The sequence below is a fragment of the Janthinobacterium sp. FW305-129 genome, assembly GCF_020858115.1.
In the GTDB taxonomy this organism is placed as follows: domain Bacteria; phylum Pseudomonadota; class Gammaproteobacteria; order Burkholderiales; family Burkholderiaceae_D; genus Janthinobacterium.
In genome coordinates this window covers 398046-424211 of the sequence record NZ_JACYMM010000006.1, presented here as the reverse complement: position 1 = coordinate 424211, position 26166 = coordinate 398046, and the positions used below count along the sequence as shown (strand labels likewise).

At 62.8% G+C, this 26166-nt stretch carries 19 protein-coding genes and 1 riboswitch; of the genes, 5 read left to right on the top strand and 14 right to left on the bottom strand.

All coding sequences use genetic code 11. The features are described from left to right. Positions 1-27: 27 nt before the first annotated feature. From IGS61_RS15065 to hppD, 5 genes are all read right to left on the bottom strand, one after another. On the bottom strand, positions 28-1848 hold the full coding sequence (locus tag IGS61_RS15065) for a M14 family metallopeptidase (protein ID WP_230540297.1): 1821 nt from the start codon (positions 1846-1848) through the stop codon (positions 28-30). 127 nt (positions 1849-1975) lie between these two features. Further along, entirely contained in the window at positions 1976-4696 is a 2721-nt protein-coding gene (locus IGS61_RS15060) for a TonB-dependent receptor plug domain-containing protein (RefSeq protein ID WP_230540296.1), read from the bottom strand. A gap of 163 nt (positions 4697-4859) precedes the next feature. Further along, positions 4860-6359: a S41 family peptidase gene (locus tag IGS61_RS15055; protein WP_230540295.1), complete on the bottom strand. Its 1500-nt coding sequence runs from the start codon at positions 6357-6359 to the stop codon at positions 4860-4862. Between the two features lie 124 nt (positions 6360-6483). Further along, complete coding sequence (locus tag IGS61_RS15050) at positions 6484-10077, bottom strand: indolepyruvate ferredoxin oxidoreductase family protein (protein ID WP_230540294.1); 3594 nt, start codon at positions 10075-10077, stop codon at positions 6484-6486. A 195-nt stretch (positions 10078-10272) separates the two neighbouring features. Next, positions 10273-11400, bottom strand: coding sequence for a 4-hydroxyphenylpyruvate dioxygenase (hppD, locus tag IGS61_RS15045; protein ID WP_230540293.1), 1128 nt, complete (start codon positions 11398-11400; stop codon positions 10273-10275). A 125-nt stretch (positions 11401-11525) separates the two neighbouring features. On the opposite strand from hppD, the gene IGS61_RS15040 reads away from it, so the two are divergent. Then, positions 11526-12050, top strand: coding sequence for an Lrp/AsnC family transcriptional regulator (locus IGS61_RS15040; RefSeq protein ID WP_034753092.1), 525 nt, complete (start codon positions 11526-11528; stop codon positions 12048-12050). On the opposite strand, the gene IGS61_RS15035 is transcribed toward IGS61_RS15040, so the two are convergent. The 4 genes from IGS61_RS15035 to IGS61_RS15020 all read right to left on the bottom strand — a co-directional run bounded on the left by IGS61_RS15035 (position 12051) and on the right by IGS61_RS15020 (position 16653). Beyond that, positions 12051-12761 (bottom strand): GNAT family N-acetyltransferase, encoded by a 711-nt coding sequence (locus IGS61_RS15035; protein ID WP_230540292.1) that lies wholly within the window; start codon positions 12759-12761, stop codon positions 12051-12053. It abuts the gene before it with no gap. Positions 12762-12848: 87 nt separating this feature from the next. Next, on the bottom strand, positions 12849-13946 hold the full coding sequence (locus tag IGS61_RS15030; RefSeq protein ID WP_230540291.1) for a multifunctional CCA tRNA nucleotidyl transferase/2'3'-cyclic phosphodiesterase/2'nucleotidase/phosphatase: 1098 nt from the start codon (positions 13944-13946) through the stop codon (positions 12849-12851). Between the two features lie 12 nt (positions 13947-13958). Next, entirely contained in the window at positions 13959-14675 is a 717-nt protein-coding gene (locus tag IGS61_RS15025; protein ID WP_230540290.1) for a glutathione S-transferase family protein, read from the bottom strand. 22 nt (positions 14676-14697) lie between these two features. Then, positions 14698-16653, bottom strand: a complete 1956-nt coding sequence (locus tag IGS61_RS15020; RefSeq protein ID WP_230540289.1) for a lytic transglycosylase domain-containing protein — start codon at positions 16651-16653, stop codon at positions 14698-14700. A 132-nt stretch (positions 16654-16785) separates the two neighbouring features. Between IGS61_RS15020 and IGS61_RS15015 the strand changes: the two genes are divergently transcribed. Next, a complete protein-coding gene (locus IGS61_RS15015) occupies positions 16786-17313 on the top strand; it encodes a 5-formyltetrahydrofolate cyclo-ligase (RefSeq protein ID WP_230540288.1) in 528 nt (175 codons plus the stop codon). 14 nt (positions 17314-17327) lie between these two features. On the opposite strand, the gene metF is transcribed toward IGS61_RS15015, so the two are convergent. The 4 genes from metF to metK all read right to left on the bottom strand — a co-directional run bounded on the left by metF (position 17328) and on the right by metK (position 21504). Next, entirely contained in the window at positions 17328-18158 is an 831-nt protein-coding gene (gene metF / locus IGS61_RS15010) for a methylenetetrahydrofolate reductase [NAD(P)H] (RefSeq protein WP_230540287.1), read from the bottom strand. Next, positions 18145-18501, bottom strand: a complete 357-nt coding sequence (locus IGS61_RS15005) for a phage holin family protein (protein WP_034783534.1) — start codon at positions 18499-18501, stop codon at positions 18145-18147. The genes metF and IGS61_RS15005 overlap by 14 nt, the downstream gene beginning before the upstream one ends. A gap of 196 nt (positions 18502-18697) precedes the next feature. Beyond that, positions 18698-20122 carry an adenosylhomocysteinase gene (gene ahcY / locus IGS61_RS15000; RefSeq protein WP_070258574.1) on the bottom strand — a complete coding sequence of 475 codons (1425 nt, stop codon included), beginning with the start codon at positions 20120-20122 and terminating at the stop codon, positions 18698-18700. A 24-nt stretch (positions 20123-20146) separates the two neighbouring features. Further along, positions 20147-20215, bottom strand: a riboswitch (S-adenosyl-L-homocysteine riboswitch). A 122-nt stretch (positions 20216-20337) separates the two neighbouring features. Then, positions 20338-21504: a methionine adenosyltransferase gene (metK, locus tag IGS61_RS14995; protein ID WP_099408029.1), complete on the bottom strand. Its 1167-nt coding sequence runs from the start codon at positions 21502-21504 to the stop codon at positions 20338-20340. 188 nt (positions 21505-21692) lie between these two features. On the opposite strand from metK, the gene IGS61_RS14990 reads away from it, so the two are divergent. Genes IGS61_RS14990 through dapF form a run of 3 tightly spaced genes read left to right on the top strand, consistent with a single transcriptional unit; the run spans position 21693 to position 24309 of the window. After that, positions 21693-22562, top strand: coding sequence for a lysophospholipid acyltransferase family protein (locus IGS61_RS14990; protein WP_230540286.1), 870 nt, complete (start codon positions 21693-21695; stop codon positions 22560-22562). Further along, complete coding sequence (locus IGS61_RS14985; protein ID WP_230540285.1) at positions 22559-23434, top strand: LpxL/LpxP family acyltransferase; 876 nt, start codon at positions 22559-22561, stop codon at positions 23432-23434. Before IGS61_RS14990 ends, IGS61_RS14985 begins: the two co-directional genes overlap by 4 nt. A gap of 11 nt (positions 23435-23445) precedes the next feature. After that, on the top strand, positions 23446-24309 hold the full coding sequence (dapF, locus tag IGS61_RS14980; RefSeq protein WP_230540284.1) for a diaminopimelate epimerase: 864 nt from the start codon (positions 23446-23448) through the stop codon (positions 24307-24309). 8 nt (positions 24310-24317) lie between these two features. On the opposite strand, the gene IGS61_RS14975 is transcribed toward dapF, so the two are convergent. Beyond that, positions 24318-25823, bottom strand: a complete 1506-nt coding sequence (locus tag IGS61_RS14975; protein WP_230540283.1) for a tetratricopeptide repeat protein — start codon at positions 25821-25823, stop codon at positions 24318-24320. Positions 25824-26166 lie beyond the last annotated feature (343 nt).

Genomic DNA, 26166 nt, shown 5'->3' with positions numbered 1-26166 from the left:
CGTGCGGAGAATAGCATTTTCTTTCGATTAATCTGCGCGATTTGACAACTGCAGTGCGCGCGCAGGCGGCGATGCCAGGCCGGCCGGCACGGCATCCGTGCGCAGCACCGGATACAGGTTCAGCCGCTCATCCCACGAGGCGTGGCGCCGGGCGAAGAATTCCAGGCGCGCGGCCGGGCTTTTTGCAAACGCGGGGTCGCTGGCCAGCTTTTCGTGGAACTGCGCCGCCAGCGCCGGATCGGCCGCCAGCTGCGCACGGGCCACGTCTTCGGCCACGTATTCTTCCATGTATTCCTTGCGCTCGAAGGCCGTATTGAAACTGCCCCAGGCCAGCAGGGAATCGGGCGCGCGCGGCTCGAGCAGGGCCACCACCAGGCGCGCCTTGGCCTGGTTGACGGGCACGTACAGCGCGCCCGCCTCGACCACGCGCGCCTCTTTCTGCCACGCGCCCTGCACGGCCGCCGTCTGGCGCCCTTCGAACGACTGCGCGCCGAATTTCACCTGCGTGGCGCGGAAGGTTTCGACCGGCAGCTTGCCGGGCGCGGTGGCCAGCACCTGGTACGACACGCCATGCTGGCGCAGCTTGGCCGCCACCATCTGCGCCTGCGCTGCCGGCACCAGGTAGCCGGCCTGCGGCGCGGCCAATTGCAAGTCGGGCACGACCTCGTCGCGCAGCGGCACGTTCCAGATCTGCGGCGTGGTCTCATCGTAGCGCGTCATCAGCGCGCCCGACACCTCGGACGGCGTGCGCGTGTAGGCGTAGCCGCGAAACGCGATCATGCGGCTCTTGTCCGTCGTTTTATACGTGAGCGGCAAGGTGGCGCCGGCCAGCTGCGCGGCGCGCGCGTCCGCCTCGAGCGCCGTTTGCCGCCACTGCGCGCCATGCTGCGCCACTTGCGACAGCAGCGAGACGATGGTGTTGCGCGTGATGCGCACGCGGGTCGGATAATCCTTCCACGAATGGGTTTCCACCAGCATGCCGAAGCGGTTGCGCAGCTGGAAATAGCCATGCGAGAAGCGGGGATTCGGCGCCGAATCGACAAAACCCGATTGCGGATTGTCGTTCTCGGCAAACGAAATATAAAACGGTTTCGGGTCCGAGCCCTGCCTGGCCAGGTCGGCCAGGACCTGATCGCGCAGCGCCGTTCCCGCCACGCGCAGGGCCGCATCGCCCGCATGCACGGGTTCGACCTGGATCGATATATCGGGTTCGAACTGGGCGCCATCGGTGACGTGCAGGTCGACATAGGCCAGCGGATCCCAGGCGTTCACCAGCGCCAGCATATGCTGCATCTCGGGCGTATCGGCCTTCATGTATTCGCGGTTCAGATTGTAGTTTTGCGCCGTGCTGCGCCAGCCCATTTCCACGGGGCCGCGCTGGTTCGGACGGTTCCACTGGCCGAAGCGCTCATGGCCGTCGACATTGAAGACGGGGACGAACAGCAGCACCTGTTTATCCAGCGCGCCGGGCGCCGCCTTGCCCTCCAATACTTCGCGCAAGGCCAGGAAGCCGGCATCCTTGCCATCGATTTCGCCCGCATGGATGCCGCCCTGTACCAGCAGCACGGGCAGCTTGCGGCGCGCCGCTTCGGCCGGCGTCAGGGCGCCCGTACTGGAGACGGCCAGCGCCAGCATGGGGCGGTTTTCCGGCGTGCGGCCAAATTCGATACAACGCACCTGCTTCGGATAGCGCGCCTGGAACTGCCGGCACAGGGTTTCCACTTCCGCATAGCGGCCCGTATTCAAAAAGCCCGAGCGCTCGGCCACCGTCGTCAGGACCGGGGCGGCATGTACATGGGCAGAAAACAGGGACAACAAGGCGGCAGACAGCAGGGCGTGGCGTAGCATGGGTCAAACTCCATCGAGAGAGAACAAGCGGGCAATTATAGAGTGGCGGTCACGTAAAAAAACGCGCCGGAAAATAAAAAAGCCGGAACAGCGTTGGCTGCTCCGGCAGTGCTCAGGCAAGTGCGATTTATGTACCAAAATGGTAGTTAAATTCGATCCATCCCTGGCGTCCTTGCGGGCTGTAGTTGCCGGTCGGGTAGTACGGCCAGCCGTTGCTGGTGTCGCGCTTGATCTTGTCGAACACGTTGTTGACGATCAGCGAGACGGTGGCGCGGTCGCTGATGCGGTACACGCTGCTGACGTTGGCCAGCGCCGTCGGCGTCAGATAGGCTTTCCCTGCACCGTTCGGTATCTTGCCGTAGCGGGCCACCAGCAAGGTGTTCGACCAGTCGCCCGCAGCCCAGTTGACGCTCAGGTTCAGCTTGTCGGGCCAATCCCTGTTGGTCATCGACCTGGTTTCGTCGGTCTCTGCATCGCCAGCGAATTGCTGCGATTTCTTGCTCAGCACCCGGGCGTAGTTGGCCTTGAAGGCAAAGCGGCCATAGTCCGTCGTGCGCAGCAAATACTTCAGGCTGACGTCGATGCCGCTGCTGCTTTGCTTGGCCGCGTTGATCGGGTTGACGGTGATGGTCTTGATCTCGCCGGCCTTGTTCAAGGCATTGGCCGCATAGCGTTCGATGCGGCCCAGGGTATCGATACAGGTCGGCGAGCCGATGTCGGCCTTGCCCAGGCGGCAATCGGATTCATCGCGCAGCAGCTTGTCGGCGTCCAGATTCGTCACCAGGTCGTCGATCTTGATGTTCCAGTAGTCGACTGAGACGTCGAAATTGGCACTCGGCGACCAGACGGCGCCCACGCCGAAGGACTTGCCCTTTTCCGACTGCAGGTCGCGGCTGCCGTTCTGCACGTAATCGGCGCCAGGCGACTTGTTGGCATATTCGCAGCCGTCGATGGCTTGTCCGGCGGCGTCGCAACGATAGTAATCGGTGGTGCTCGCATAATAGCCTTTGCTGCGGGACTGGTAGATGTAGTTCATGTCCGGCGCGCGGAAGCTGGTGGCGTAGTTGGCGCGGAACAGCAGGTCCGGTGCCGGGCGCAATTCCAGACCGGCGTTGTACGTCAACTTGCCTTCCTTGCGGCCCGCAAAGCTGTAGCGGTCGTAGCGGCCGGCGACGGTAGCGGTCAGCTTTTCATGCAGCGGCACATTCAACTCCGCGCCCAGCGCATAGCGCGAACGGGTGCCTGCCGTGACGCCCGAACCGGTGGCGACGTTGAAATAGCCCTGGTCGATGCGCGCATCGGGTTCATTGCTGAAGCCCTGCTTGCTCGCTTCGGCAATCGTGGCGATTTTCACCGTACCGGCAGGCAGCTGGAACAGGTCGCCATTCGTGGCCAGGCTGAGGGTATTCGTCCAGGCCTTGTCCTTGCTGTCGCTGTAGCCGCTGATGCTGTCGAATTCGGCCGGCGTCAGGCGCTGCGACAGGCGCGCGGGATCGGGGGCGTAGATGGCCACGCCCTTCGCATCCGTGCCCAGCTTCGGTCCCAGGAAGAAGCTGTCGATGTTCGAGCGCAATTGCGGCCGGTGGGCTTCGCTCGTGTAAACCGAGGCATTGTAGTTGGCCTCATATTGCCAGGCGCTGCCCGGAATGCGGCCCTTGGCGCCCAGCGAAATGGCCGTGGCCAGGTCGTCCCAGCTGCGGTTGTAGCGCTGCACGCCGCCGATTTCCTCGGGCGAGATAAAGCGCGTCCACTCTTCGTAGGCGCCGCTGTTCTGGTTCAGGAAGGAATTGCCGTTCAACGAAGCCGAGGTCCACGACGGGCCGCGCGTATTGTTGACGGTCTTGTTCTTGCCAATCAGGACATCGGCAAACAGGGTGGTGTCGGCATCGAGCTCGTAGTTGGCACTGCCGAACACGTTCTGGCTGCTGTTCTTGGTCTGCGTGGTCCAGAAGGTCGGGCGGGCTTTCGGGCTGGCGCAATAGCTGCCGTTTTTCGCCGTGTACTTGCTGACGCTGCCGCCGAACATGTCGCCGAACTGGCTGCAAGTGTCGCCCAGGTCGACATAGCTGCCGGCCCCGCCTTTCGCCAGGGTGCGGCGCGCGGCGATCGTCGTCGGCACGCCGGAGCGGCTGGTCATGAAGTCGCGGTCCATGCTCCACAGCGGGTCGCGCTGGCTCAGTTCCACGCTGAACAGGGTATGCAGCTTGTCGAAATTGCCGCCGCCCGTCAGCTGCACGCGCTGGTTGCCGGCGCCGCCGCGCGAGGTGCCGCCGACCTTGACGTTGATATCGAAGCCTTCCGCCTGTTTTTTCAGGATCACGTTGACCACGCCGGCAATCGCGTCCGAGCCATAGATGGCCGAGGCGCCGCCGTTGAGAATTTCGATGCGGTCGACGATGCTCGACGGGATGTTCGCCAGGTTGGTGAAGTTGACCGCGCCGTCATAGGCGATGGGGAAGTCGGCCAGGCGGCGGCCGTTCAGCAGGATCAAGGTGTGGTTCGGGCCCAGGCCGCGCAGGCTGATGGTATTGGCCGACGGCGTAAAGGTATTGCCGTAATCCTCGCCCTGCGTAAAGCCGCTGTTCTGCACCTGGCTGGTCAGCGCGTCGAAGACGTTCTTGTAGCCCTGCTTGGTGATTTCATCGCCGGTCAGGATGGTGACGGAAGACGGGCCTTCCAGGCTGGCGCGGGGAATGCGCGAACCGGTGACCACGACGGCTGGCGGGGTGGCCGCCGCCTGCTGATCCGCTGCGGGCGCGTGCGTTTGCGCGTGCGCCTGCCATGCGGTGCCGCCCAGGATGGCCAGTACGCCAAGGCTGAGCGGGGTTAACTTGAACTGTTTCGACATCGTTGCGCTTCTCAAGGTGGGAGAAAAGCGGGAAGATAGCAAAATGCCAGTCATTCCAGAACGAATCGATTCATCTTTCTATATATCAAAATTGTTATATAGAAATATTTTTGAGCAGGAACCCGCCAGCCAAACTAGTTAGCTCATGGCAGAAACATGCGCGCTAACGACGCATGATGGCAATTTCCTTGTGGGATGGCCGCAGCAGGCGCGTGACGGTATCGGCCGGACTTTCCATCGCACTCAACAGCCTGCTCGCGCCCATGGCCGGCGTGCAGCTGCCGCTGCTGCGGTAGCGCAGCGCCGCCGCCAGCATGCCTTCCGCCGCGTCGCCCAGCTGATGCTGGTAATCGTCCGTCACGTCGCAGGTCGGCGCCATGCCATCGGCAAAGTCGCCAAAGCCCTTGGCGTTGACGCCCTGGAACTGCACGGCAAAATACGTGGTGCCGCAATTCGGCGCGGGATAGAAACCGTAGGGCTTGCCGCACGTCGTGCCGCCGATCAGGTTGACCTGCACGTCCACGCCGCGCAAGCCGTTGATGATGGCTTCGCTGGCGGAACAGGTATTGCTGGTGGTCAGCAAGGTCACCCGCTTGAGGCCCAGGGTAGGCAGCGGCGTGCCCTTGGGCAGGGGGTTCGGCCCGGCAAAGCCCTGGCTTTGCGCATGGAAGGGCACGGGCGCTTCCGGCCGCGTCTTGTCGTTGAACAGCACCTGCTCGAAAGTCTTGCCGGCAGTAACTTGCGGGCCGGCAATCATGTAAGCGAGTTCGCTGGCAACATCGAGATAGCCGCCGCCGTTGTAGCGCACGTCAAGCACCAGGTCGCCGACGCCGGCCGCCTGGAAGCGGCGCATGGTCTCGACCAACTGGCGCTCGGCCACGTTGTTGTGCGTATTGAAGGTCAGATAGCCCACCTTGCCCGTGGGCGTATCGATAATGCGCTCGTTCTGCACGGCGCTGGTGCTCACGTCGACCGCCGTCAGGCTCACGGACATGGGCGCACCGTTGCGGCTGAATCCCAGCGCGTGCGTGCCTTGCGCCTTGGGGAACAGGCCGGCGTTGATGATCTGCACGCTGGCCGTGTCGGGAGCATGGACGAAATCGACGCCATCGATGGTTTGCAGCACGTCGCCGCGCTGCAAGCCCGCCAGCGCCGCCGGCGAGCCCGGCTCGACGATCGAGATCACGGCCTTGCGCGGCGGCGTCGTGCGCGTTACCGCCAGCAGCATGCCGTAGCCCAGTTCGATACCATTCTGCGCCGCCTCCCACTCTGCCGTCGGCAAGGTGAAATGGAACTGGTCCTTGGGCTTGCCGGACGCCGTCGTGGCCGTTGTCTTCAGCACGTCGAAATAGGCGATGGGCGTGGCAAAGCTTTGCGGCAAGTACGTGGTCGGTACTTCGCGGTACCACAGATACGTTTCATCGATCCAGCTGCGCACCCACGTCTGTTCATTGAGCAAGGTTCCCGGCTTATCGATGCCGCTGCCACTGCGCGGCACGGCGCAGCGGTTCGCCACCGTGGAGGCAGCGACCAGCGCCGTCGGGTCCGTCTGCGTCACGGGCGGCACAACGGACGCGCTATCGCTGCCGCCGCCTCCTCCGCCGCAGGCACTCAACAACAATACGAGAGGAACCGCCAGGGCGGAAAAGCGCAGGGAAGGCATGACAAACTTTCCGAAAAGAAATTATCAGAAAATTATAATGCGTTTTGCAAACAGGCGTTGTTTTCTTTGACACGAAAAAAATGGCGCCCGCAGGCGCCATTGCTACAGCGAGGCGTTCACCCCATCACACGGTGGCCGCCACGGGTGCCGCCACGACGGGCGGCAGCGGCGTCGGTGCGTTGAAGGCGATCAAGAGACTCGCTTCCTTCTCTTTCGCCGCCTTCAAATGACGCTCCTTCACGTGGCCATAGCCGCGGATATCTTCCGGAATGCTGGCAATGGCCACGGCTTGCGCCAGCTTGGCCGTCGTCAGCTTCGGCAGCAAGCCACCCACCGTCGCGCGGTACTCCAGAATCAGCGCGCGCTCCATCTTGCGCTCGGCCGTATGGCCGAACACGTCGAAGGCCGTGCCGCGCAAGCCTTTCATTTTGGCCAGCACGCCGAACGCCTTCAGCATCCACGGGCCATATTCCTTCTTGATCAGATGGCCCTGGGCATCCGTTTTCGCCATGATCGGCGGCGCCAGGTGGAACTTGAGCTTGATGTCGCCTTCGAACATGGACGCGATCTTCGCCTGGAAGGCGCCGTCCGTGTACAGGCGCGCCACTTCGTACTCGTCCTTGTAGGCCATCAGCTTGTAGAAGTAGCGGGCCACGGCTTCCGTCAGGCGCAAGTGCGGACCGTTCAGGGCGCTTTCGGCGGCGCGCACCTGTTTGATGAAGTCCAGATATTGCTGCGCATACGCGCGGTCCTGGTAAGCCGTCAGCAGGGCCACGCGTTTTTCGATGATGTCGTCGAGCGTGTCGATGCGCTTGAATTCCACCACCTTGGCTGGCGTCGTCATGCGCACCAGGCTGGCCGTATCGTGGGCGCCGGCGCGGCCCCAGTTGAAGGCCGCCTTGTTGAACGCCACCGAGACGTTGTTCAGGTCGATGGCCTTCATGATGGACGCTTCGCTCAATGGCACCTTGCCCTTTTGCCATGCATAACCGAGCATGAACATATTCGTGGCGATGGAGTCGCCCATCAGCGCCGTGGCGATCTGGCCCGCGTCGATGAAGTCCACGTGGTCGCTGCCGCAGGCCTTTTCGATTTCCATGCGCGCCGAGGCGCCGGGGAATTGCCAGTCCGGGTTCTTCACGAAGGCGGCCGTGGACGAGCTGGTCGAGTTGATCATGGCCCAGCTGCGTCCCTCTCCCATGCGCGACAGGGCGTCGCGGCTGGCCGTGACGATCAAATCGCAGCCGATCACCAGGTCGGCCGCACCGGTGCCGACGCGCGTCGAGTGGATGTCTTCCTGGCGGTCCGCCAGGCGCACGTGCGACATCACCGGGCCGCCCTTTTGCGCCAGGCCGCTCATGTCCAGCACGGAACAGCCCTTGCCTTCCACGTGCGCCGCCATGGCCAGTATCTGGCCGACGGTGACGACGCCCGTGCCGCCGATGCCGGTGACGAGGATGCCGAACGGTTCGGACGTCGAGGGAATCTGCGGTGTCGGCAAGGCCGGCGCGGCTGGCGCGTCCTTGTCGGCGGCAGCCGCCTTCTTCGGCTTTTTCAGGCCGCCGCCTTCCACCGTCACGAAACTCGGGCAGAAACCCGTCGTGCACGAGAAATCCTTGTTGCAGGACGACTGGTTGATCTGGCGCTTGCGCCCCAGTTCCGTTTCCAGCGGTTCCACCGACAGGCAGTTCGATTGCACGGAGCAGTCGCCGCAGCCTTCGCAGACGGCTTCGTTGATGACGGCGCGCTTGGCCGGGTCCGGGTATTCATTGCGTTTCCGGCGGCGGCGTTTTTCCGAGGCGCAGGTCTGGTCGTAGATCATGGCCGACACGCCGGGCATGTCGCGCAGTTCGCGCTGCACATCCATCAGTTCCGAACGGTGGCGCACGGTGACGCCTTCCGCCCAGGCGTAATCGTCCGGGTATTTTTCCGGTTCGTCCGTGACGACGATGATGGGACCGACGCCTTCGGCGGCGATCTGGCGCGAAATGATGGCCGGCGACAGGGGGCCATCGAATTCCTGGCCGCCCGTCATGGCCACCGCATCGTTGAACAGAATTTTATAAGTGATGTTGACCTTGGCCGAGACGGCTGCGCGGATGGCCAGGATGCCCGAGTGGAAATATGTGCCGTCGCCGAGGTTGGTAAACACGTGCTTTTCATTCGTGAACGGCGCCTGCCCCACCCAGGTGACGCCTTCGGCGCCCATGTGGGTAAAGGTCGACGTTTCGCGGTCCATCCACAGCACCATGTAGTGGCAGCCGATGCCGGCCAGCGCGCGCGAGCCTTCCGGCACCTTGGTCGAGCTGTTGTGCGGGCAGCCCGAGCAGAAGAACGGCGTGCGGTCCTTTTGCGGATCGGGTTTCACGCTGATGGCCTTGAGGACGTTTTCCTTCGCTTCCAGGTAGGCGATGCGTTCCTTCACGCGCTGCTCGACGGGGTGGCCCGCGTAGTAGCGCGAAATGCGGCTGGCGATGGCGCGGGCGATCATCGCCGGGTTCAGTTCATACGTGGCCGGCAGCAGCCAGTCGCCGTGTCCCGTGCCCTTCTGGTTGCTCCACTCGCCCGTGTCGTCGAACTTCCCGACCACGCGCGGACGCTCGCCGTCCTTGAGGTTGTACAGCTCTTCCTTCAGCGCATATTCAAGGATTTGCCGCTTCTCTTCCACCACGAGGATCTCGTCGAGGCCTTTGGCGAATTCATGCACGCCGTCCGCTTCCAGCGGCCAGGTCATGCCGATCTTGTACAGGCGGATGCCGATGTCGGACGCCGTCTGCTCGTCGATGCCGAGATCCGCCAGCGCCTGGCGCGTGTCCAGATACGATTTGCCGGCCGTGATGATGCCGATGCGCGCCTTCGGGCTGTCCCAGATGATTTTATTGAGCTTGTTGGCACGCGCATATGCCAGCGCCGCATACCATTTGTAGCTGTTCATGCGGACTTCTTGTTCCAGCACCGTGTCGGGCCAGCGGATGTTCAAGCCGCCGGCAGGCATCTCGAAGTCCGTCGGCAAGGTGATCTGCACGCGGTCCGGGTCGAAATCGACGGCGGCGCCCGACTCGATGATGTCGGTCACGCATTTCATCGACACCCATAGCCCCGTGTAGCGGCTCATGGCCCAGGCGTGCAAGCCGTAATCGATGTATTCCTGCACCGACGACGGGTACAGCACGGGGATGCCGCAAGCGTTCAGGATATGGTCGGACTGGTGCGCCGTGGACGAGGATTTCGCCGCATGGTCGTCGCCGGCCAGCACCAGCACGCCGCCGTGCTTGGCGGAACCGGCGTTATTCGCGTGCTTGAAGACGTCGCCGCAGCGGTCGACGCCGGGGCCCTTGCCGTACCACATGCCGAACACGCCGTCGTACTTCGCGTCTTCGAACAGATTCGTCTGCTGCGTGCCCCAGACGGCCGTGGCCGCCAGGTCTTCGTTCAGGCCCGGGTGGAACTTGACGTGGTGTTCATCGAGGTACTTTTTTGCCTTGATCGCCGTCATGTCGACGGACGTCACCGGCGAACCGCGGTAACCGGTGATGTAGCCGGCCGTATTCAGGCCAGCTTTCAGGTCGCGCTCGCGCTGCAGCATGGGCAGGCGGATCAGCGCTTGCGTGCCCGTCATGAAGGCGCGGCCACGCTCGAGCGTGTATTTGTCGTTCAGGGAAATTTCGGACGCGTGCGCGCCCGGCTCAAGACTCGAGCCCTTGATTGGTGCATTCATTACTTGTCTCCATTATTCTCTGTGCTACGCGTGCAAAGTCGGTTGAACTCACACGTACCGGCCGCGCTTTGTGAGCATGCCGGTGCGGAAAAATGACTTGTTTGTCGTAGACTACCACAGGAAGGCGCGCAGTTCTTTGCTGCGCTGCACTCCCGGGCTGATACTCTTTTACTACTATTTGCTACAGCACAATACTTATGCCGCGTTCGTATCTTTCAGCACGCCGCGCTTGATCTGGTCCAGCTCGATCGACTCGAACAGGGCGCGGAAGTTGCCTTCGCCGAAGCCCTGGTCGCCCTTGCGCTGGATGATCTCGAAGAAGATCGGGCCGATCACCGTCTGCGTGAAGATTTGCAGCAGCAGTTCGCGTTCCGTTTCCGTGCTGTGGCCATCGATCAGGATGCGCAGGCGGCGCAGTTCTTCCAGCTGCTCGCCGTGGTTCGGCAGGCGGCGGTTGACCAGCTCATAGTAAGTTTCAATCGTGTCCTGGAAATCGATACCCGTATCGCGCATGCCTTGCACGGATGCGTAGATATTGTCCGTGCCCAGGGCGATGTGCTGGATGCCTTCGCCATGGTACTGGTCCAGGTATTCGGCGATCTGCGACTTGTCATCCGACGATTCATTGATCGGGATGCGGATCTTGCCGCATGGCGAAGTCATGGCTTTCGATTTGAGGCCCGTCAACTTGCCTTCGATGTCGAAATAGCGCACTTCGCGGAAGTTGAACAGGCTTTCATAGAAGCTCGCCCATTCCTTCATGCGGCCGCGGTGCACATTGTGCGTCAGGTGGTCGATGTAGGTCAGGCCATGGCCGACGGGGTTGGCGACGGCGCCGGGAATGGCGACGAAATCGACGTCATAGATGCTGATGTCGCCGATGCCGCCCGGTGCGGCTGCGTTTGGCTTGTCGGCGCCCTTGCCGCGCCAGCGGTCGACGAAGTACAGCAGGGAATCGCCCACGCCCTTGATGGCGGGGATATTCAGCTCCATCGGACCGGTTTTATTGTCGAAACCCCAGGCGCCCAGTTCCAGCGCGCGGCGATACACGAAAGCCGCGTCGTCGACGCGGATGGCGATGGCGCACACGGACGGGCCGTGATGGCGGGCAAAACGCTGCGCGAACGAATCTTGTTCGGCATTGATGATGAAATTGATGTCGCCCTGACGGTACAGGGTCACATCTTTGTGGCGGTGGCGCGCGATGGCCGTGAATCCCATGTTCTCGAACAGCTTGCCCAATGCTTTTGGGTCTGGTGCTGCATACTCGACGAACTCGAAACCATCGGTACCCATCGGGTTATCCCAAGGCTGAAATTGCATGATGTCTCCTCCAAGAAGTAGCGCACAGTATAGGCGCGGTCTGTGGGCATTAAATGCCAAAGATCTCCCGAACAATCATGATTTGCGCAATAATATTGCGTGAAACAAGAACCACCGGAGGTAGCATGAGCAAAATTACGCTGGATAAAACGGATCGCAAGATCCTCGCCGTCCTGCAGGCCGATGGCCGCCTGTCGAATCAGGACGTGGCCGAGCAGGTCAGCCTGTCGCCGTCGCCATGCTTGCGCCGCGTCAAACGGCTGGAAGAAGCGGGCGTGATCCGCCAGTATGTGGCCCTGCTGGATCCGGAAAAGATCGGCCTGGGCTTGCTCGCCTATGTCAACGTGCGGCTGGAAAAGCACAGCGACGCCACGGCGCACAGCACGGCGCGCGTGCTGGCGCCGAATCTGGTGACGAACACGTCGCCGCGCGCGGACTTCGCCGTGGCGGTGGCGCAATGGCCGGAAGTGGTGGCTTGCTATGCGATGACAGGCGAGATGGATTATCTGTTGCGCGTGCACGTGGAAGACATGGAGCATTTCTCGCGCTTCATGATGGCGACCCTGCTGCGCCACCCGGCCGTGCTGGACGTCAAATCGAGCTTCGCCTTGCAGCGCATCAAGGATACGACGGCCCTGCCCCTGCTGTAATCAGTCGGCCGGCGGCGGGGGTGGCGCCGGCTTCTTGCGCCCCGGCAAGCGCTCGAACAGTTTGTACGCGGCGCGCGCATTCGCCTTGAACGTGTAGTCGAACATGGCGAACTGCTCCTGCACGGCTTCCTGCAGCATGCTGGTCGGGTTCGGCGGCAATAGTTTCAGATAAGCATCAGCTTCGCCATAGTCGCGCTGGATTTCCATGCCCGCTTTCTTGGCGATATGCATCATCGTCTTGTTCGACGACAAACAATGCATGTACAGGGTATCGACATCGTTGTTGCGGCAGTGAATTGCCGCCCGCTCGAACAGTTTCGAGCCGACGCCCATGCCGCGCATGGATTTCGACACGGACACGCCAAACTCCGCCACCTGCTCCTTGTCCGTGACGATACTTTTCGCCGGCGACTGGTCCTTCGGCGCGAACGCCAGATGCCCCACGCCCACCAGCTTGAACAAGCTGTTGTAGACGCCATAAATCATGTCGCGCGAGAAGTCCATCTTTTGCACGTACTGGGCCACGAGCTCATCAGGCAAGGCGCTGCCGAAGCGCAGCAAGCGGTCGCTTTTCTCGAGCGACAAAAAATGCTTCATCATGCGGCGCCGGTCGCGCTCATGCAACTGCTTGACGAGCACGGTCGGACGCCCGCCGCCGCTACGGCTGAGCCAGCGGCGAAACGGGTTTTGAAACAGCTTGGGTAAGGTCACGTCGACTCCTGGGGGCGGTGCTGCGGCACGTCAGGCCGTTATTGTGCAGTGCAACATCATGGCGCCATTGTAGCTTATTCCCGCCATTCAAGCCTGGGCCAGGAAGGCCGCCACGGCCGCCACCCGCGCCGCATGGATGACTTCAGGGATGCGTTTCGGCTCCGTGCAGCCTTGCGCCAGCGCGCCCGCATTCACGCCGCGCGCCGCGTCCAGCCCGCCCTGCAGCCGCGCCGCCTGGAGAAAGTCGCCGGCGACCAGTCCGTCGCAAGCCACTGCCTGCAGCAGTTGCGCGAAGCGCTGCGGCTTGCGCAGTCCGTCACAGCGTTCGCACAAGCTCACCACGGCTTCGGCGCCCAAGTCCAGCGCGCCATTGATATGGTCCAGCTCGCGCGCCGCCATGACGGCCAGTTCGCGGCACTCGTTGGGCACGCGCAGGCGCTCGCTCAGCTGCTCGATGGCATCCTTGCTCAAATGCAGCATCAAGGCGGCGAAGCGCACGGGCAAGTCAAGACCTTGCGCGGCCGCATGGTCGATGACCTGCAGCAAGCGCTCGCTGATGGTGATTTCGCCCATGATGCGCGCCAGCGCACCGCACTCGTGCAGCACCGTCAGCATGCGCGCAGGATGGCTTTCCATCAGCCCCTTGGCCACTTCCTGCCACACGCGCTCGGCCACCAGGGCGTCGACTTCGCCATCAGCCACCATCCGGCGCATCAGTTCCATGGTGGCGGGCGCGACAGTGAAAGTATGAAAACGGGCGGCAAAGCGGGCCAGGCGCAAGATGCGCACGGGGTCTTCGCCGAACGCATCGGAAACATGGCGGAAGATTTTACTCTGGATATCCTGAATGCCGCCGAACGGGTCGGTCAACGTCCCATCCTCGGCCCGGGCGATGGCGTTGATGGTCAGATCGCGCCGCACCAGGTCGTCTTCCAGGGTGACGTCGGGCGCCGTGTGGAAAACAAAGCCCCGGTAGCCGGGGGCCGTCTTGCGTTCCGTGCGGGCCAAGGCGTATTCTTCCTGCGTCTTCGGGTGCAAAAACACGGGGAAATCCTTGCCGACGGGCCGGAAGCCCTGGCGCAGCATGTCTTCGGGCGTGGCGCCGACGACGACGTGGTCGTGGTCCTTCACGGGCAAGCCCAGCAGTTGGTCGCGCACCGCGCCACCGACCGTGTATATCTTCATAACACTCTTTTCTTAATCAGGCAGTTCCGCGTCATGCTTGGCTGCAACTTCCGTCTCCGCCAGCGCTTCCGCGATCCAGCGGGCCACGGCCGGATGCGCCTGCACGCGCTCGCAATACGCGTTCAGGGCCGGCGCCAGGCTCACGCCATACGTGCGGAAACGCATGACGACGGGGGCGAAATACGCGTCGGCGATGGAAAACTCGCCAAACAGGAACTGGTGGTGGCCAAAGCGGGACAGGCACTCTTCCCAGATTTCACTGATGCGGCCAATGTCCGCCTGCGCGGCGGCCGTGCGGCCACGGCCCGGCAACTTCGCCTTGATATTCATCGACATGTCCGTGCGCAAGCCGGTAAAGCCCGAGTGCATTTCCGCGCAGATACAACGCGCCATGGCGCGCGCGGCCACGTCTTGCGGCCACATGTGTTTATCGGGAAACTGCTCGGCCAGGTATTCGCAGATGGCCAGGCTGTCCCAGATCGTGATCTCGCCCGCCAGCAGCACGGGCACGCGGCCGCAGGCCGAATATTCAGCGATTTTCGTCGCCGTGTCCTGCTGGTCGAGCAGCACGCGCACTTCCTGGAACGGGATGCCGAAGGCCGTCATGGCCACCCACGGGCGCATCGACCACGACGAGTAATTCTTGTTGCCGATGATCAGGGTCAAACCTGGCTCGCGGGCGGCGGCCAGGGCTTGCGTCAGGCTGGGGTCAAGGATGGTCGTTTGCATGGTCGGGTATCAATTCATTAAGTTATGGCAAATCGGCCGCGATGGCGCTGTTTTTCGGCCCCACGGTGCCCAGGCGCGCTTTCAGCGATTGCGGGCTCTTCTCGAACAGGGCCGCGTAATACGTGGCGTTGGCCATCACGTTTTTCACGTAGCCGCGCGTTTCCGTGTACGGAATGATCTCGGCGAAGATGGCGCCTTCCAGCGGCCGCGTCATGGTGGCGCGCCAGATGCGCAAGCGCCCCGGCCCCGCGTTGTAGGCGGCGCTGGCCAGCACTTGCGAACCGTCGAGGCCGCCAAGCACCATGTTCAGGTAATTCGTGCCCAGCAAGACATTGGTGCGCACGTCGCTCAAGGTTTCCGTGACGAAATCAGTCAAACCGATCTTCTTGGCGACATAACGGGCCGTCGATGGCATGACCTGCATCAAACCGGACGCGCCCACGTGCGACTGCGCATCCATGATGAAGCGCGATTCCTGGCGGATCAAGCCGTACACCCAGGCTTTATCGAGACCCAGGGTTTGCGTGGCCGGATGCATGACGTCGTCGTGCGGCGTCGGATAGCGCTGCGTATAGTCCACTTCCAGGCGCGTGCGGTCGGACGTGTTGACCATGCGGTCGAGCACATTGTTCTGGCGCGCAAATTCCGCGGCCGCCAGATGTTGCCTGTCCGTCATTGAACGCAATTCCCAGTTCCACTCGCGCGTGCCTTCGAAGCGCAGGCGCATGTTGAAGAATTTCAAGGCCCGCTGCAGCCCCGGATTGGCGGCCATGGCGGCAATTTCCGCCGGCGTGACGGGCTGGCCCGGCGGCGGCAAGACCAGATGGTTGCCCAGCTCTTCATTGGCCAGCAAGCCGTAGAAATTCGATTGCTCGGAAATCGTGCGGTACAGGGCGTCGGCCTGCGCGTTCGGGCGTCCCGGCGTTTCCGCCTGCTGCGCGCGCGCCAGCCAGTAGACCCAGGTAGGGTCGGCGCGCAGGGAGGCCGGCATGGCCTGGATGGCGGCCTTCACCTCGGGCCAGTTGCCTTCACGCAAGGCGATACGCGCCTTCCACTGCATCTGCTCCTGGGTCAACGGTGCACCATTGGTTTTTTGCCAATATTCAAATGCTTCCGGCGCCAGCCCATACGACGCCTGCAAGGCCAGGCTTGCCCAGCCGATGGCCTGTTCCTGCGGCGTCAGCTGCGCACTCGCCTTTTGCAGGGCCACCACGCCCAGTTTCAAGGTGCTTTTCGCCATGCGGCCCACGGCCACCAGGTACATTTCATGGTCGGCACGGCTGGCGCCCGCGCCCTTGGCCAGCACCAAGGCCGGCAAGTCGATCGCTTGCGCCATCTTCGCGTCGGAGGTGCCCAGCAGCAGCGCGATGCGGCGCGCCGGGCCCGTGGCGTTGGTCTGGCCCGCCAGGCGGATCTGCGCCCACAGGTCGTTCGTGTCGAACTGGCCGTTTTGCGCCAATGCGGCGATCAGGCTGCCGCACGCTTCGCCATAGCCGGGCGGCGAGACGAGCAGCTTGCGCGCCTCGGCCGCCACGTTCTGGCCCTTGGCGGCGCGCGACATCAGCGCGTAGCACTTGAGCTGGGTGTCGTCATCGAGGGCGAATTGCGGATATTGTTCATCGAACACGACCCAGTCGCGCTTGCGGCCCAGTTCCAGCAGCCAGTCGTTGCGGAAGCGGTCGGCGATGGCGCTGCCCTTGTAGCGGTTCAGGTAATCGCGAAATTGCGCCTCGGTCAGCAGTTTGATGCGCGGTTTCAGCCGATAATAGTCAACATACGAGGGAATCTGGTAATTCGTCAGCCGTCCCGCATAAAAGTCGGCTTTTTCGGCGTCATCCTTGCGCGCGGCGTCGCGCAGCAGCAGGAAGGCATCGTCCTCGCTGCGCGTGTCGGACGCCAGCGCGGCGGCAGGGGAGACGGTGGCGGACACCTGGGCCAGGGCGGCCAGGGGAGACAAGGCCGATGCGGCACACAGCATCGTACCGGCAATCCATTTCAGTGGGGAAATCAATGTACGACTCTCAATCTTGATGGTGATATGAATAGCGACCCTAGAATAACATGCGATCCGGCTACACGGCCACCCATTGCGCCACAGGAGAAAGCCGGCTTGCGCAAAGCCTTGCTGGCGGCCCGGCGCGCCCTGCCCGACGCCACGCGCGCCGGGTGGGATGCGGCCATCGCGCAGCGCCTGCTGGACTGGTGCGCGCAAGAAAATGTCAAGGAACTGGGCGTGTACTGGCCCCTGCACGGCGAGCCGGACTTGCACGATGCCTATGCGCAGCTGGCCGCGCGCGGCGTGCAATTGAGCTTGCCCGTGGTGCTGGAAAAACATGCGCCGCTGGCATTTTCCGACTGGACGCCGGGCGAGCCCATGGTCAAGGATGGCATGGGCGTGGCCGTGCCGGCGCAATTGCGCCTGCGTCCGGCGCCGGCAGCCCTGCTCGTGCCCTGCCTGGGTTTTAACCAGGAACGCTTTCGCCTCGGCTATGGCGGCGGCTATTACGACCGCACCCTGGAACACGCACCGCGGCCAGTGACCGTGGGCGTGGCATACGGCTGCCTGAAGGCATCATTTGCCAGTGGCACATACGACATCGCCCTCGATCACATCGTGACCGAGGGCGATCTGTTCTGACAAGTCAGGACGGTTTATTTCACCAGGCGCTGCCACAGTGCCGTCGTGGGCGCCGCCTGGTTCATGCTATAGAAATGCAAGCCTGGCGCGCCGCCTTCCAGCAGGCGTTCGCACAAGCCCGTCACCACGTCCAGGCCAAACGCCTTGATGGACGCGCTGTCGTCGCCGAAGCTGGCCAGTTTCAGACGCACCCAGCGTGGAATTTCCGCGCCGCACATGTCCGAAAAGCGCATCAGCTGCGTGTAGTTCGTGATCGGCATGATACCGGCCACGATAGGCACGTCGATGCCCATCTTCTGCGTCTGCTCGACAAACTGGAAATACGCGTCGGCATTGTAGAAGTACTGGGTGATGGCGGCATTGGCGCCGGCCTGCACCTTGCGCGCGAACGCGTTCAAGTCATCCTGCGGCGAACGGGCTTGCGGATGCACTTCCGGATAGGCGGCCACTTCGATATGAAAATGGTCGCCCGTCTCGGCGCGGATGAATTCCACCAGCTCGTTAGCGTAGCGGAACTCGCCCGAGGCGCCATAGCCGCTCGGCAAGTCGCCGCGCAAGGCCACGATGCGGTTCACGCCGGCCGCCTTGAACTCACCCAGCACGGCGCGGATCGATTCGCGCGAGCCGCCCACGCAAGATAAATGGGGCGCGGCTTGTTCGCCGGCCGCCAGGATCTCGCGCACGGTGTCCAGCGTGCCCTGCTGCGTCGTGCCGCCCGCGCCAAACGTCACCGAGAAATACTTCGGATGCAATTCTGACAACTTGACACGCGTGGCGCGCAGCTTTTCCGCCCCTTCCGGGGTTTTCGGCGGGAAAAACTCAATACTGAAGTTATGCTTTTCCATCGTCGTTACTCAAAAGTAAGGTCGACAGGGCCCAGGAAATGATGCTGTACAGAATGGCACCGCCCACGGCAGACCAGAAACTGGCGACATGGAAACCATCGATCACCTGCGCCACCAGCCAGAACAGGAAACCGTTGATGATCAAAATGAACAGGCCCAGCGACAGGAACGTCACGGGCAGGGTCAAGAGGATCAGCAAAGGACGGATCAGCGCATTGACCAGCCCCAGCACGGCAGCGGCCAGCAGCGCGGTCCAGCCGCTGCTCATCGTCACCGAGTGCATCAGGTATGGGACGGCAAACAGGGCTGCCGCATTGATAAACCAAATCAGTAGCAAGCGCATTTCTCTAGCCTGTCAAAAAAGAGGGGCAAGCCGGCCGCAGCCGGCTTTCAATGTAGTCCGCGAAGTATCGTTGCTTCGGGAGCCGTAGCGAGCAGACGTGCGGCGTGGCCGAGAAGCGCAGCTGTACTTTATGTACAGCGAGCATCGCCGGCCGCGCCCCGCGTCGCGCAGTAGGCTCGCGGAGCAACCAGCCAAATTAATAGCGGTAGTGCTCTGGCTTGTATGGACCTTCCGTGCGCACGCCGATGTAGTCGGCTTGCTCTTGCGTCAGTTCCGTCAGTTGCGCATTCAACTTTTTGAGTTGCAGGCGAGCGACTTTTTCATCCAGGTGTTTTGGCAGGGTGTACACGCCGACCGGGTAGTTGGCCGTGTTCGCGTACAGCTCGATCTGGGCGATCGTCTGGTTGGCAAACGACGAGCTCATCACGTACGACGGGTGGCCCGTGCCGCAACCGAGGTTGACCAGACGGCCTTCGGCCAGCAGGATGATGCGGCGGCCCGACGGGAAGATGATGTGGTCGACTTGCGGCTTGATGTTTTCCCACTCGTATTGTTTCAACGAAGCAACGTCGATTTCATTGTCAAAGTGACCAATGTTGCAGACGATGGCCTGGTCTTTCATGCGCGTCAGGTGGTCGTGCGTGAGGATATGGTAGTTGCCGGTGCAGGTAACAAAGATGTCGCCGTGTTCGCAGGCGTAATCCATGGTCACGACACGGTAGCCCTCCATCGCCGCCTGCAGTGCGCAGATCGGGTCGACTTCCGTCACCCACACTTGCGCCGACAGGGCGCGCATGGCTTGGGCAGAACCCTTGCCCACGTCACCGTAACCGGCGATGACGGCTACTTTACCGGCGATCATCACGTCGGTGGCGCGCTTGATGCCATCGACCAGGGATTCGCGGCAGCCGTACAGGTTGTCGAATTTCGATTTCGTGACGGAATCGTTGACGTTGATCGCAGGGAAAGCCAGCTTGCCTTCCTTGTGCATCTGATACAGGCGGTGCACGCCGGTCGTCGTTTCTTCCGTGACGCCCAGGATTTCCGGCAAACGCTTCGAGTACCAGGTCGGGTCGGCCAGCAAGTGCTTCTTGATCGAGTTGAACAGGCAGATTTCTTCTTCCGAACCGGGGTTCGCCAGCACCGACAGGTCGGTTTCCGCGCGCACGCCCAGGTGCAGCAGCAGGGTAGCATCGCCGCCATCGTCGAGGATCATGTTCGAGTAGACAGCCTTGCCGTCCACGTTCGGCCATTCGAAGATGCGGTGCGTGTATTCCCAGTAGTCGTCCAGCGACTCGCCCTTGACGGCGAACACGGGCGTGCCGGCGGCAGCGATGGCGGCGGCGGCGTGATCTTGCGTGGAGTAAATGTTGCACGATGCCCAACGCACTTGCGCGCCCAGTGCTTCCAGGGTCTGGATCAGCACGGCGGTCTGGATGGTCATGTGGATGGAACCGGTGATGCGCGCGCCCTTCAAAGGCTGCGCTGCCGCGAATTCTTCGCGGATGGCCATCAGGCCAGGCATTTCCGTTTCAGCAATCTTGATTTCTTTGTCGCCCCATGCGGCCAGAGTGATATCGGCGATGGTGTAGTCGTGTTGCGATTTGAGTACGGCGTTCATCACGCCCTCCTTTCAGTTGAAAAAGGTACGTGAGCGCGGTTGCAGGATATTCCGAGCCTGGCGAATTTCTTCGTCGCAACGCTCCTCGGACACGGGATTTTATCATTGTCAAGGCCGCCGCGCCAGCCTGTTCGGCATGCATTGCCAACTAACAACATATAAAAAAAGCGCCCGCAACCTGGCGGCCGGGGCGCTCATTCAGCAAGCGGGCTCGATTATTTCAGGCCGGCGGCGTCGCGCAGCAGGGCGACCTTGTCCGTGCGTTCCCACGTGAATTCCGGCTCTTCGCGGCCGAAATGGCCGTAGGCGGCGCTCTTCTGGTAGATCGGGCGCAGCAGGTCGAGCATTTGCACGATGCCTTTTGGACGCAAATCAAAGTGCGCCAGCACCAGCTTGGCGATTTCCGCATCGGGAATCACGCCCGTGCCTTCCGTGTAGACGGTGATGTTGATCGGCTTGGCCACGCCGATGGCGTAGCTGACCTGCACCTGGCATTGGCGCGCCAGGCCGGCGGCGACGATGTTTTTCGCCACGTAGCGGGCCGCGTAGGCTGCCGAACGGTCGACTTTCGACGGGTCCTTGCCCGAGAACGCGCCGCCGCCGTGCGGCGCTGCGCCACCGTAGGTGTCGACAATGATCTTGCGCCCGGTCAAGCCGCAATCGCCTTGCGGACCGCCGATGACGAAGCGGCCCGTCGGGTTGACAAGGAACTTGGTCTCCGTCAGCCATTCGCGCGGCAGAATCGGCTTGATGATTTCCTCGATAACGGCTTCTTCGATCTGCTTGTGCGAGATTTCCGGCGCATGCTGGGTCGACAGCACGACCGTGTGCACGCCGACGGGACGGCCATCGACGTAGCGCAGCGTCACTTGCGATTTCGCATCCGGACGCAGCCATGGCAAACGGCCATCCTTGCGCAGTTGCGACTGGCGCTCGACCAGGCGGTGCGCGTAGTGGATGGCGGCAGGCATCAGCTCGGCCGTTTCATCGCAGGCGTAGCCGAACATCAGGCCCTGATCGCCAGCGCCTTGATCCAGGTCAATCCCCGCACCTTCATCGACGCCTTGCGCGATGTCCGGCGACTGCTTGTCGTAGGCCACCAGCACGGCGCAACCCTTGTAGTCGATGCCGTATTCCGTGTTGTCGTAGCCGATGCGTTTGATGGTTTCGCGCGCAACTTGAATATAATCCACATTGGCGTGAGTGGTAATCTCGCCCGCCAGCACGACCAGACCCGTGTTGCACAGGGTTTCGGCAGCCACGCGGGCGGCTGGATCCTGGGCCAGGATGGCGTCAAGGATGGCGTCTGAAATTTGATCGGCAACCTTGTCGGGATGGCCTTCCGAGACGGATTCGGAAGTGAAGAGATAGTCGTTTGACATTGCAAGCTCCTGTTTACTATGTGAATGTTCTGTCGCAGTAAAGAGGATTTTGCCTGCGACGCTTTAGCGATATTTATATTCCGCATCGCAAGTTGTCTATTAACTCAGCGGTTACTGCATACGTGGTATTTTACGCTTCTTAAAAAATTTTGGCACGGCAACACGCCATTCCTGGAAACAGCTTACACATGTTAGTCCCAATTTTCCGCTTCTTGTCCATTTTTCCCCTGCCCGTTCTACATGGCCTTGGCGCTGCGCTCGGCTGGGTGATTTACGCCATTTCCCCGTCCTATCGCCGCCGCATGCGCGAGAACATGCAAGGTGCGGGGTTTTCGCAACACTTGCACACGGCCGTGGCCGAAGCGGGCAAGAGCGTGCTGGAACTGCCCTTCATCTGGTGCGCGCCGGCCGAGCGCGTGGCGCGCCATGCCACGGTAGAAAACTGGGAACTGGTGGAAAAAGCGCTGCAGCACGGCCGCGGCATTGTCTTCCTCACACCGCACCTGGGCTGCTTTGAAATCGTCGCCCAGCAAATCGCCCTGCGCACGCCGCTTACCGTGATGTACCGCCCGCCCAAGCGCGCCGCATTAAAACCGCTGATCGAAGGCGCGCGCGCGCGCGAAAACCTGATGCTGGCGCCGGCCAATATGTCGGGCGTGCGCATCTTTGCCAAATGCCTGAAAAAGGGACAACCGATCGGCCTGCTGCCCGACCAGGTGCCGCAGGAGGGCGAAGGCGTGTGGGCCGATTTCTTCGGCCGCCCCGCCTACACCATGACCCTGCCCGCCAAACTGGCGCAGATGGGCGGCGCCGAAGTCATCATCACCTACGCGGAACGCCTGCCGGGCGGACGCGGCTACGTCGTGCATTTCGTGCCGTTCACGGAGTCGCTCGACAGCACCTCGGCCGAGCAGGCGCGCACCATCAATGCGGCCATGGAACAATTGATCGCGCGCAGCCCCGCGCAATACCTGTGGAGCTACAATCGCTACAAGGTGCCGCGCGGTGCGCCGCCGCCCACGCCAGCGACACCCGAAGCCGCCAAGGAGCAGGCATGAGACTGCTGATCGCCTTCATGTGGCTGCTGCACTGGCTGCCCCTGCCCATCCTCGGCCGCTTCGGCGTGGCCGTCGGCAGCGTACTGTTCATCGCCATGCCCACGCGGCGCAAGATCGCCCTGACGAATCTGCGCCTGTGCATGCCGGAACTGACGGAAAAACAACGCGTGGCGCTGGCGCGCCAGCATTTCCAGGCGTATTCGCGCAGCGTGTGGGAACGCAGCATCCTGTGGTGGGCACCGGAAGCGCGCCTGAACCGCCTGATCAAAAAGGTGCCCGCCTTCCCGGGCCAGCAGATCGCCGCCAAGCCGACCATTTTGCTGTGCCCGCACTTCGTCTGCCTCGACGTGGCCGGCGCCGCCACGGCCATGGAAATTTCCGCCTCGTCAATGTACGTGCAGCAAAAGAACGCCGCCTTCGACCAGGCCCTGCGCAACGGCCGCTCGCGCTTCAAGCCGCCCAAGCTGTTTACGCGCCAGGACGGCATCAAGACGATTCTGCGCGCCCTGCGCGACGGCTTGCCCTACTTTATGCTGCCGGACATGGATTTCGGCGAGAAGGATGCGGAATTCGTGCCCTTCTTCGGCGTGCCCGCCGCCACCCTGACGGCCACGGCGCGCCTGGCGCTGGCCGCCAAGGCGCAGGTGATTCCCGTCATCGCCACCTTTTTGCCCAATTACCAGGGCTGGAAGGTGACCTATTACCCGGCGTGGGACGATTATCCGGGCGACGACATCACGGCCGCAACGCGCCGCATGAACGAATTCATCGAAGAGCGCGTGCGCGAAGCGCCAGCCGAGTATTTCTGGACGCATAAACGCTTCAAGACGCGTCCGGAAGGCGAAGCATCGTTCTACAACCAGCACAAGTGATACGGCAGACCATGAAACTTCAATTTACCAAAATGCATGGCGCGGGCAACGATTTCATCGTCATCGACGCCATCAATCAGGATGTCGACTTCACGCCGGCCCAGTGGCAGCGCCTGGCCGACCGCCGTTTCGGCATCGGCGCCGACCAGATCCTCGTGGTGGAAAAACCGCGCCTGCCCGGCTGCGACTTCCGCTACCGCATCTATAACAATGACGGCGGCGAAGTGGAACAGTGCGGCAACGGCGCGCGCGCCTTCGTCAAGTTCGTCAGCGAAAAAGGCTTGTCAAGCAAGGCCAGCATCCGCGTGGAAACCATGGCCGGTGTCATTTCTCCGCGCCTGGAGCTCGATGGCAGCATCACCGTCGACATGGGCGCGCCCGTGCTCGAACCTGCGCTGGTGCCGTTCGACGCCAGCGGCTTGGCTGGCGTGGCACAGGGAACTGACACCCTGTGGCCGCTGGATCTGGCGTTGCCGGGCGACAACGCCCCCGTGCTGGTGTCCGTCGTTTCGATGGGCAACCCGCATGCCGTGCAAGTGGTCGACGATGTCGATGCGCAAGACCTGGAAGTGACGGGCCCGCGCATCGAGCACCACCCGCGCTTTCCCCGCCGCGTCAACGCCGGCTACATGCAGGTCGTCAACCGCCAGCACGTGAAACTGCGCGTGTTTGAACGGGGCGCGGGCGAAACGCTCGCTTGCGGCACGGGCGCCTGCGCCGCCGCCGTGGCCGGCATCCTGCGCGGCGTGCTCGATTCCCCCGTGCGCATCAGCGCGCGCGGCGGTGAACTGTCGATCGCCTGGCAAGGCCCCGGCCATCCCGTCCTGATGACGGGCCCGGCAGTGACCGTGTTCGAAGGCACGATCGAGCTGTAAGGAATGAGTCAGGCGGCCAGGAACTGCTGTTCCTGCGCGACATCAATTTCCGCCAGGTAGCACTTCAGGCGGTACAAACGCTGCCGGTAATTGCCTTCCGGCCCCGTCACGCCGCAATCGACGCGCTCGAACAGGCGCACCACCTGATCGAGCAGCTGGCGCTCCTGCGCCGTGCGGATCAACACCAGGCGCCGCTTGCCGCGCCCATGCGTGGCGCTGATATCGATCAACAGACAATGCCCCTGGTCGGCCGCATGGAGATCGAGCAGCAGCGCCTCGGCACGCGACAGGTGAAAGCAGCGCGCCAGCGCCAGCCGCGCCGCCAGCAGGGGGTGGCTCTGGCTCCATTGCCGCAAGTGCCCATCGGCCTGCACGGCGGCGCACTGGCCCCAGTCGCCCGCTTCACCGCGCGGCGCAATGCGCGCCAGCGCCGCCTCCGCTTCACGGCTGCCCTGCGCCTGCGCCTGCAGCAGCCAGTACGCGGCGCGCACATCGTTGTTGACGCCGTCGCGGCGATTACGCCAGGCATGCATGCCGCACTCGAGCTGGGCCGGGCCATGCCCCAGGTCGGCGGCACGCTCCAGGCAGGAATGGGCTTCGACCACATTACGCTGGGAAAATTCCGGTTTCGTGTAGATGCGCGAGAGCACGAACCAGGCTTCGGCCAGGCCCTGCTCGCCGGCCTGCGTCAGCCAGCGCACGGCCCGCTTGAAATTGGCCGCGCCATTGCGCGTGGCCAGGCGCTGGCCATGCGCATCCATGCGCGCATAGCCAAGTCCCAGCTCCAGCTGCGCCGCGCGGTCGCCGCCATGCGCGGCCAGCTCGCAGCATTGCCAGCCTTCGGCATCGCCGCCAGGCGCCAATGCCTGGGCGCAACGCGACAGCAAGCGCACCTGCTGCGCGTCGAGGGCGATCGTGCGCGCACCGGCCGCCGCCTGGCGCTGCAGCAGTTCGCGCGCCAGCGGCAAGCCTTGCGACAGGAAGCCCGCATGGTTGCCCTGGCTCCAGGCCTGCTCCAGCCAGGCATGCAGCGGCGCGTCGCCATCGAGGGGGGGCTCGCCAGCAGGGGTGGCGTCCGGCCGCGAGGCGGCGGGCCACCCTTCTTGCATGGATAGCAACCATTGCGCATCGGGCAAGCCGGCGCGCACGGCGGCGTCCAGCGCCACGCGCGCCTTGGCCCGCACGGTCTCGCAACTGGTGCTGGCCGCATTGCCCAGCACCAATTGCGCCAGCACCAGGCCCGCCTGCACCAGGCCCGCATCGAACGCCTGGGCGTAATAGGGAATCAGCGCCTTGGCTGCCGGTTGCGCCACTTCGAACGGCACATGCGTGCCGATCAGCAAGCATGCTTCCTCGCTATCCTCCTGGGCCGCCCGCGCCAGCCAGTGCAAGGCGGTCGGCAGGCTCTGCGGCACACCCTGTCCAAACAGGTACACGCGTCCCAATGCCAGCTGGCAAGCGACATCGCCAGCACGTGCGCCCTTGATCAATCCTAATGTTTCGCGATTTGCCATCGATTCTCGATATTGAGTCAATGAGTCTAATAATAGTGAGCCGTCTCCAGGCCCATCCATGCAGGCCGTCCCTTAGTGTAACGTCCTTGTGTCATAAATCCGCCAAAGCCGCCTCAAGAACTTGATTCAACGCAACAATGTCCTGGCCCGGACACGCCAATATGGCAAGGCGCCGCTACCGTGGCGATGGGAAAACGCGTGCCCTCGGCGCCGCATCGGCAAAAACCCCGCGTTACAAAAATACAACAGGGCTGTGGATTTATGACGCTTTTCACCAATCTTTTCACGCATATTTGACCAATCCCGCACGTCTTGCGCGCCGACGAATTAAGGTTCATTCATC

Excerpts from the sequence above, each read along its gene's own strand:
- IGS61_RS15065 (WP_230540297.1), bottom strand. The coding sequence starts at position 1,848 with ATGCTACGCCACGCCCTGCTGTCTGCCGCCTTGTTGTCCCTGTTTTCT.
- IGS61_RS15060 (WP_230540296.1), bottom strand. The coding sequence starts at position 4,696 with ATGTCGAAACAGTTCAAGTTAACCCCGCTCAGCCTTGGCGTACTGGCC.
- IGS61_RS15055 (WP_230540295.1), bottom strand. The coding sequence starts at position 6,359 with ATGCCTTCCCTGCGCTTTTCCGCCCTGGCGGTTCCTCTCGTATTGTTG.
- IGS61_RS15050 (WP_230540294.1), bottom strand. The coding sequence starts at position 10,077 with ATGAATGCACCAATCAAGGGCTCGAGTCTTGAGCCGGGCGCGCACGCG.
- hppD (WP_230540293.1), bottom strand. The coding sequence starts at position 11,400 with ATGCAATTTCAGCCTTGGGATAACCCGATGGGTACCGATGGTTTCGAG.
- IGS61_RS15040 (WP_034753092.1), top strand. The coding sequence starts at position 11,526 with ATGAGCAAAATTACGCTGGATAAAACGGATCGCAAGATCCTCGCCGTC.
- IGS61_RS15030 (WP_230540291.1), bottom strand. The coding sequence starts at position 13,946 with ATGAAGATATACACGGTCGGTGGCGCGGTGCGCGACCAACTGCTGGGC.
- IGS61_RS15025 (WP_230540290.1), bottom strand. The coding sequence starts at position 14,675 with ATGCAAACGACCATCCTTGACCCCAGCCTGACGCAAGCCCTGGCCGCC.
- IGS61_RS15020 (WP_230540289.1), bottom strand. The coding sequence starts at position 16,653 with ATGCTGTGTGCCGCATCGGCCTTGTCTCCCCTGGCCGCCCTGGCCCAG.
- metF (WP_230540287.1), bottom strand. The coding sequence starts at position 18,158 with ATGGAAAAGCATAACTTCAGTATTGAGTTTTTCCCGCCGAAAACCCCG.
- IGS61_RS15005 (WP_034783534.1), bottom strand. The coding sequence starts at position 18,501 with ATGCGCTTGCTACTGATTTGGTTTATCAATGCGGCAGCCCTGTTTGCC.
- ahcY (WP_070258574.1), bottom strand. The coding sequence starts at position 20,122 with ATGAACGCCGTACTCAAATCGCAACACGACTACACCATCGCCGATATC.
- metK (WP_099408029.1), bottom strand. The coding sequence starts at position 21,504 with ATGTCAAACGACTATCTCTTCACTTCCGAATCCGTCTCGGAAGGCCAT.
- IGS61_RS14990 (WP_230540286.1), top strand. The coding sequence starts at position 21,693 with ATGTTAGTCCCAATTTTCCGCTTCTTGTCCATTTTTCCCCTGCCCGTT.
- IGS61_RS14985 (WP_230540285.1), top strand. The coding sequence starts at position 22,559 with ATGAGACTGCTGATCGCCTTCATGTGGCTGCTGCACTGGCTGCCCCTG.
- dapF (WP_230540284.1), top strand. The coding sequence starts at position 23,446 with ATGAAACTTCAATTTACCAAAATGCATGGCGCGGGCAACGATTTCATC.
- IGS61_RS14975 (WP_230540283.1), bottom strand. The coding sequence starts at position 25,823 with ATGGCAAATCGCGAAACATTAGGATTGATCAAGGGCGCACGTGCTGGC.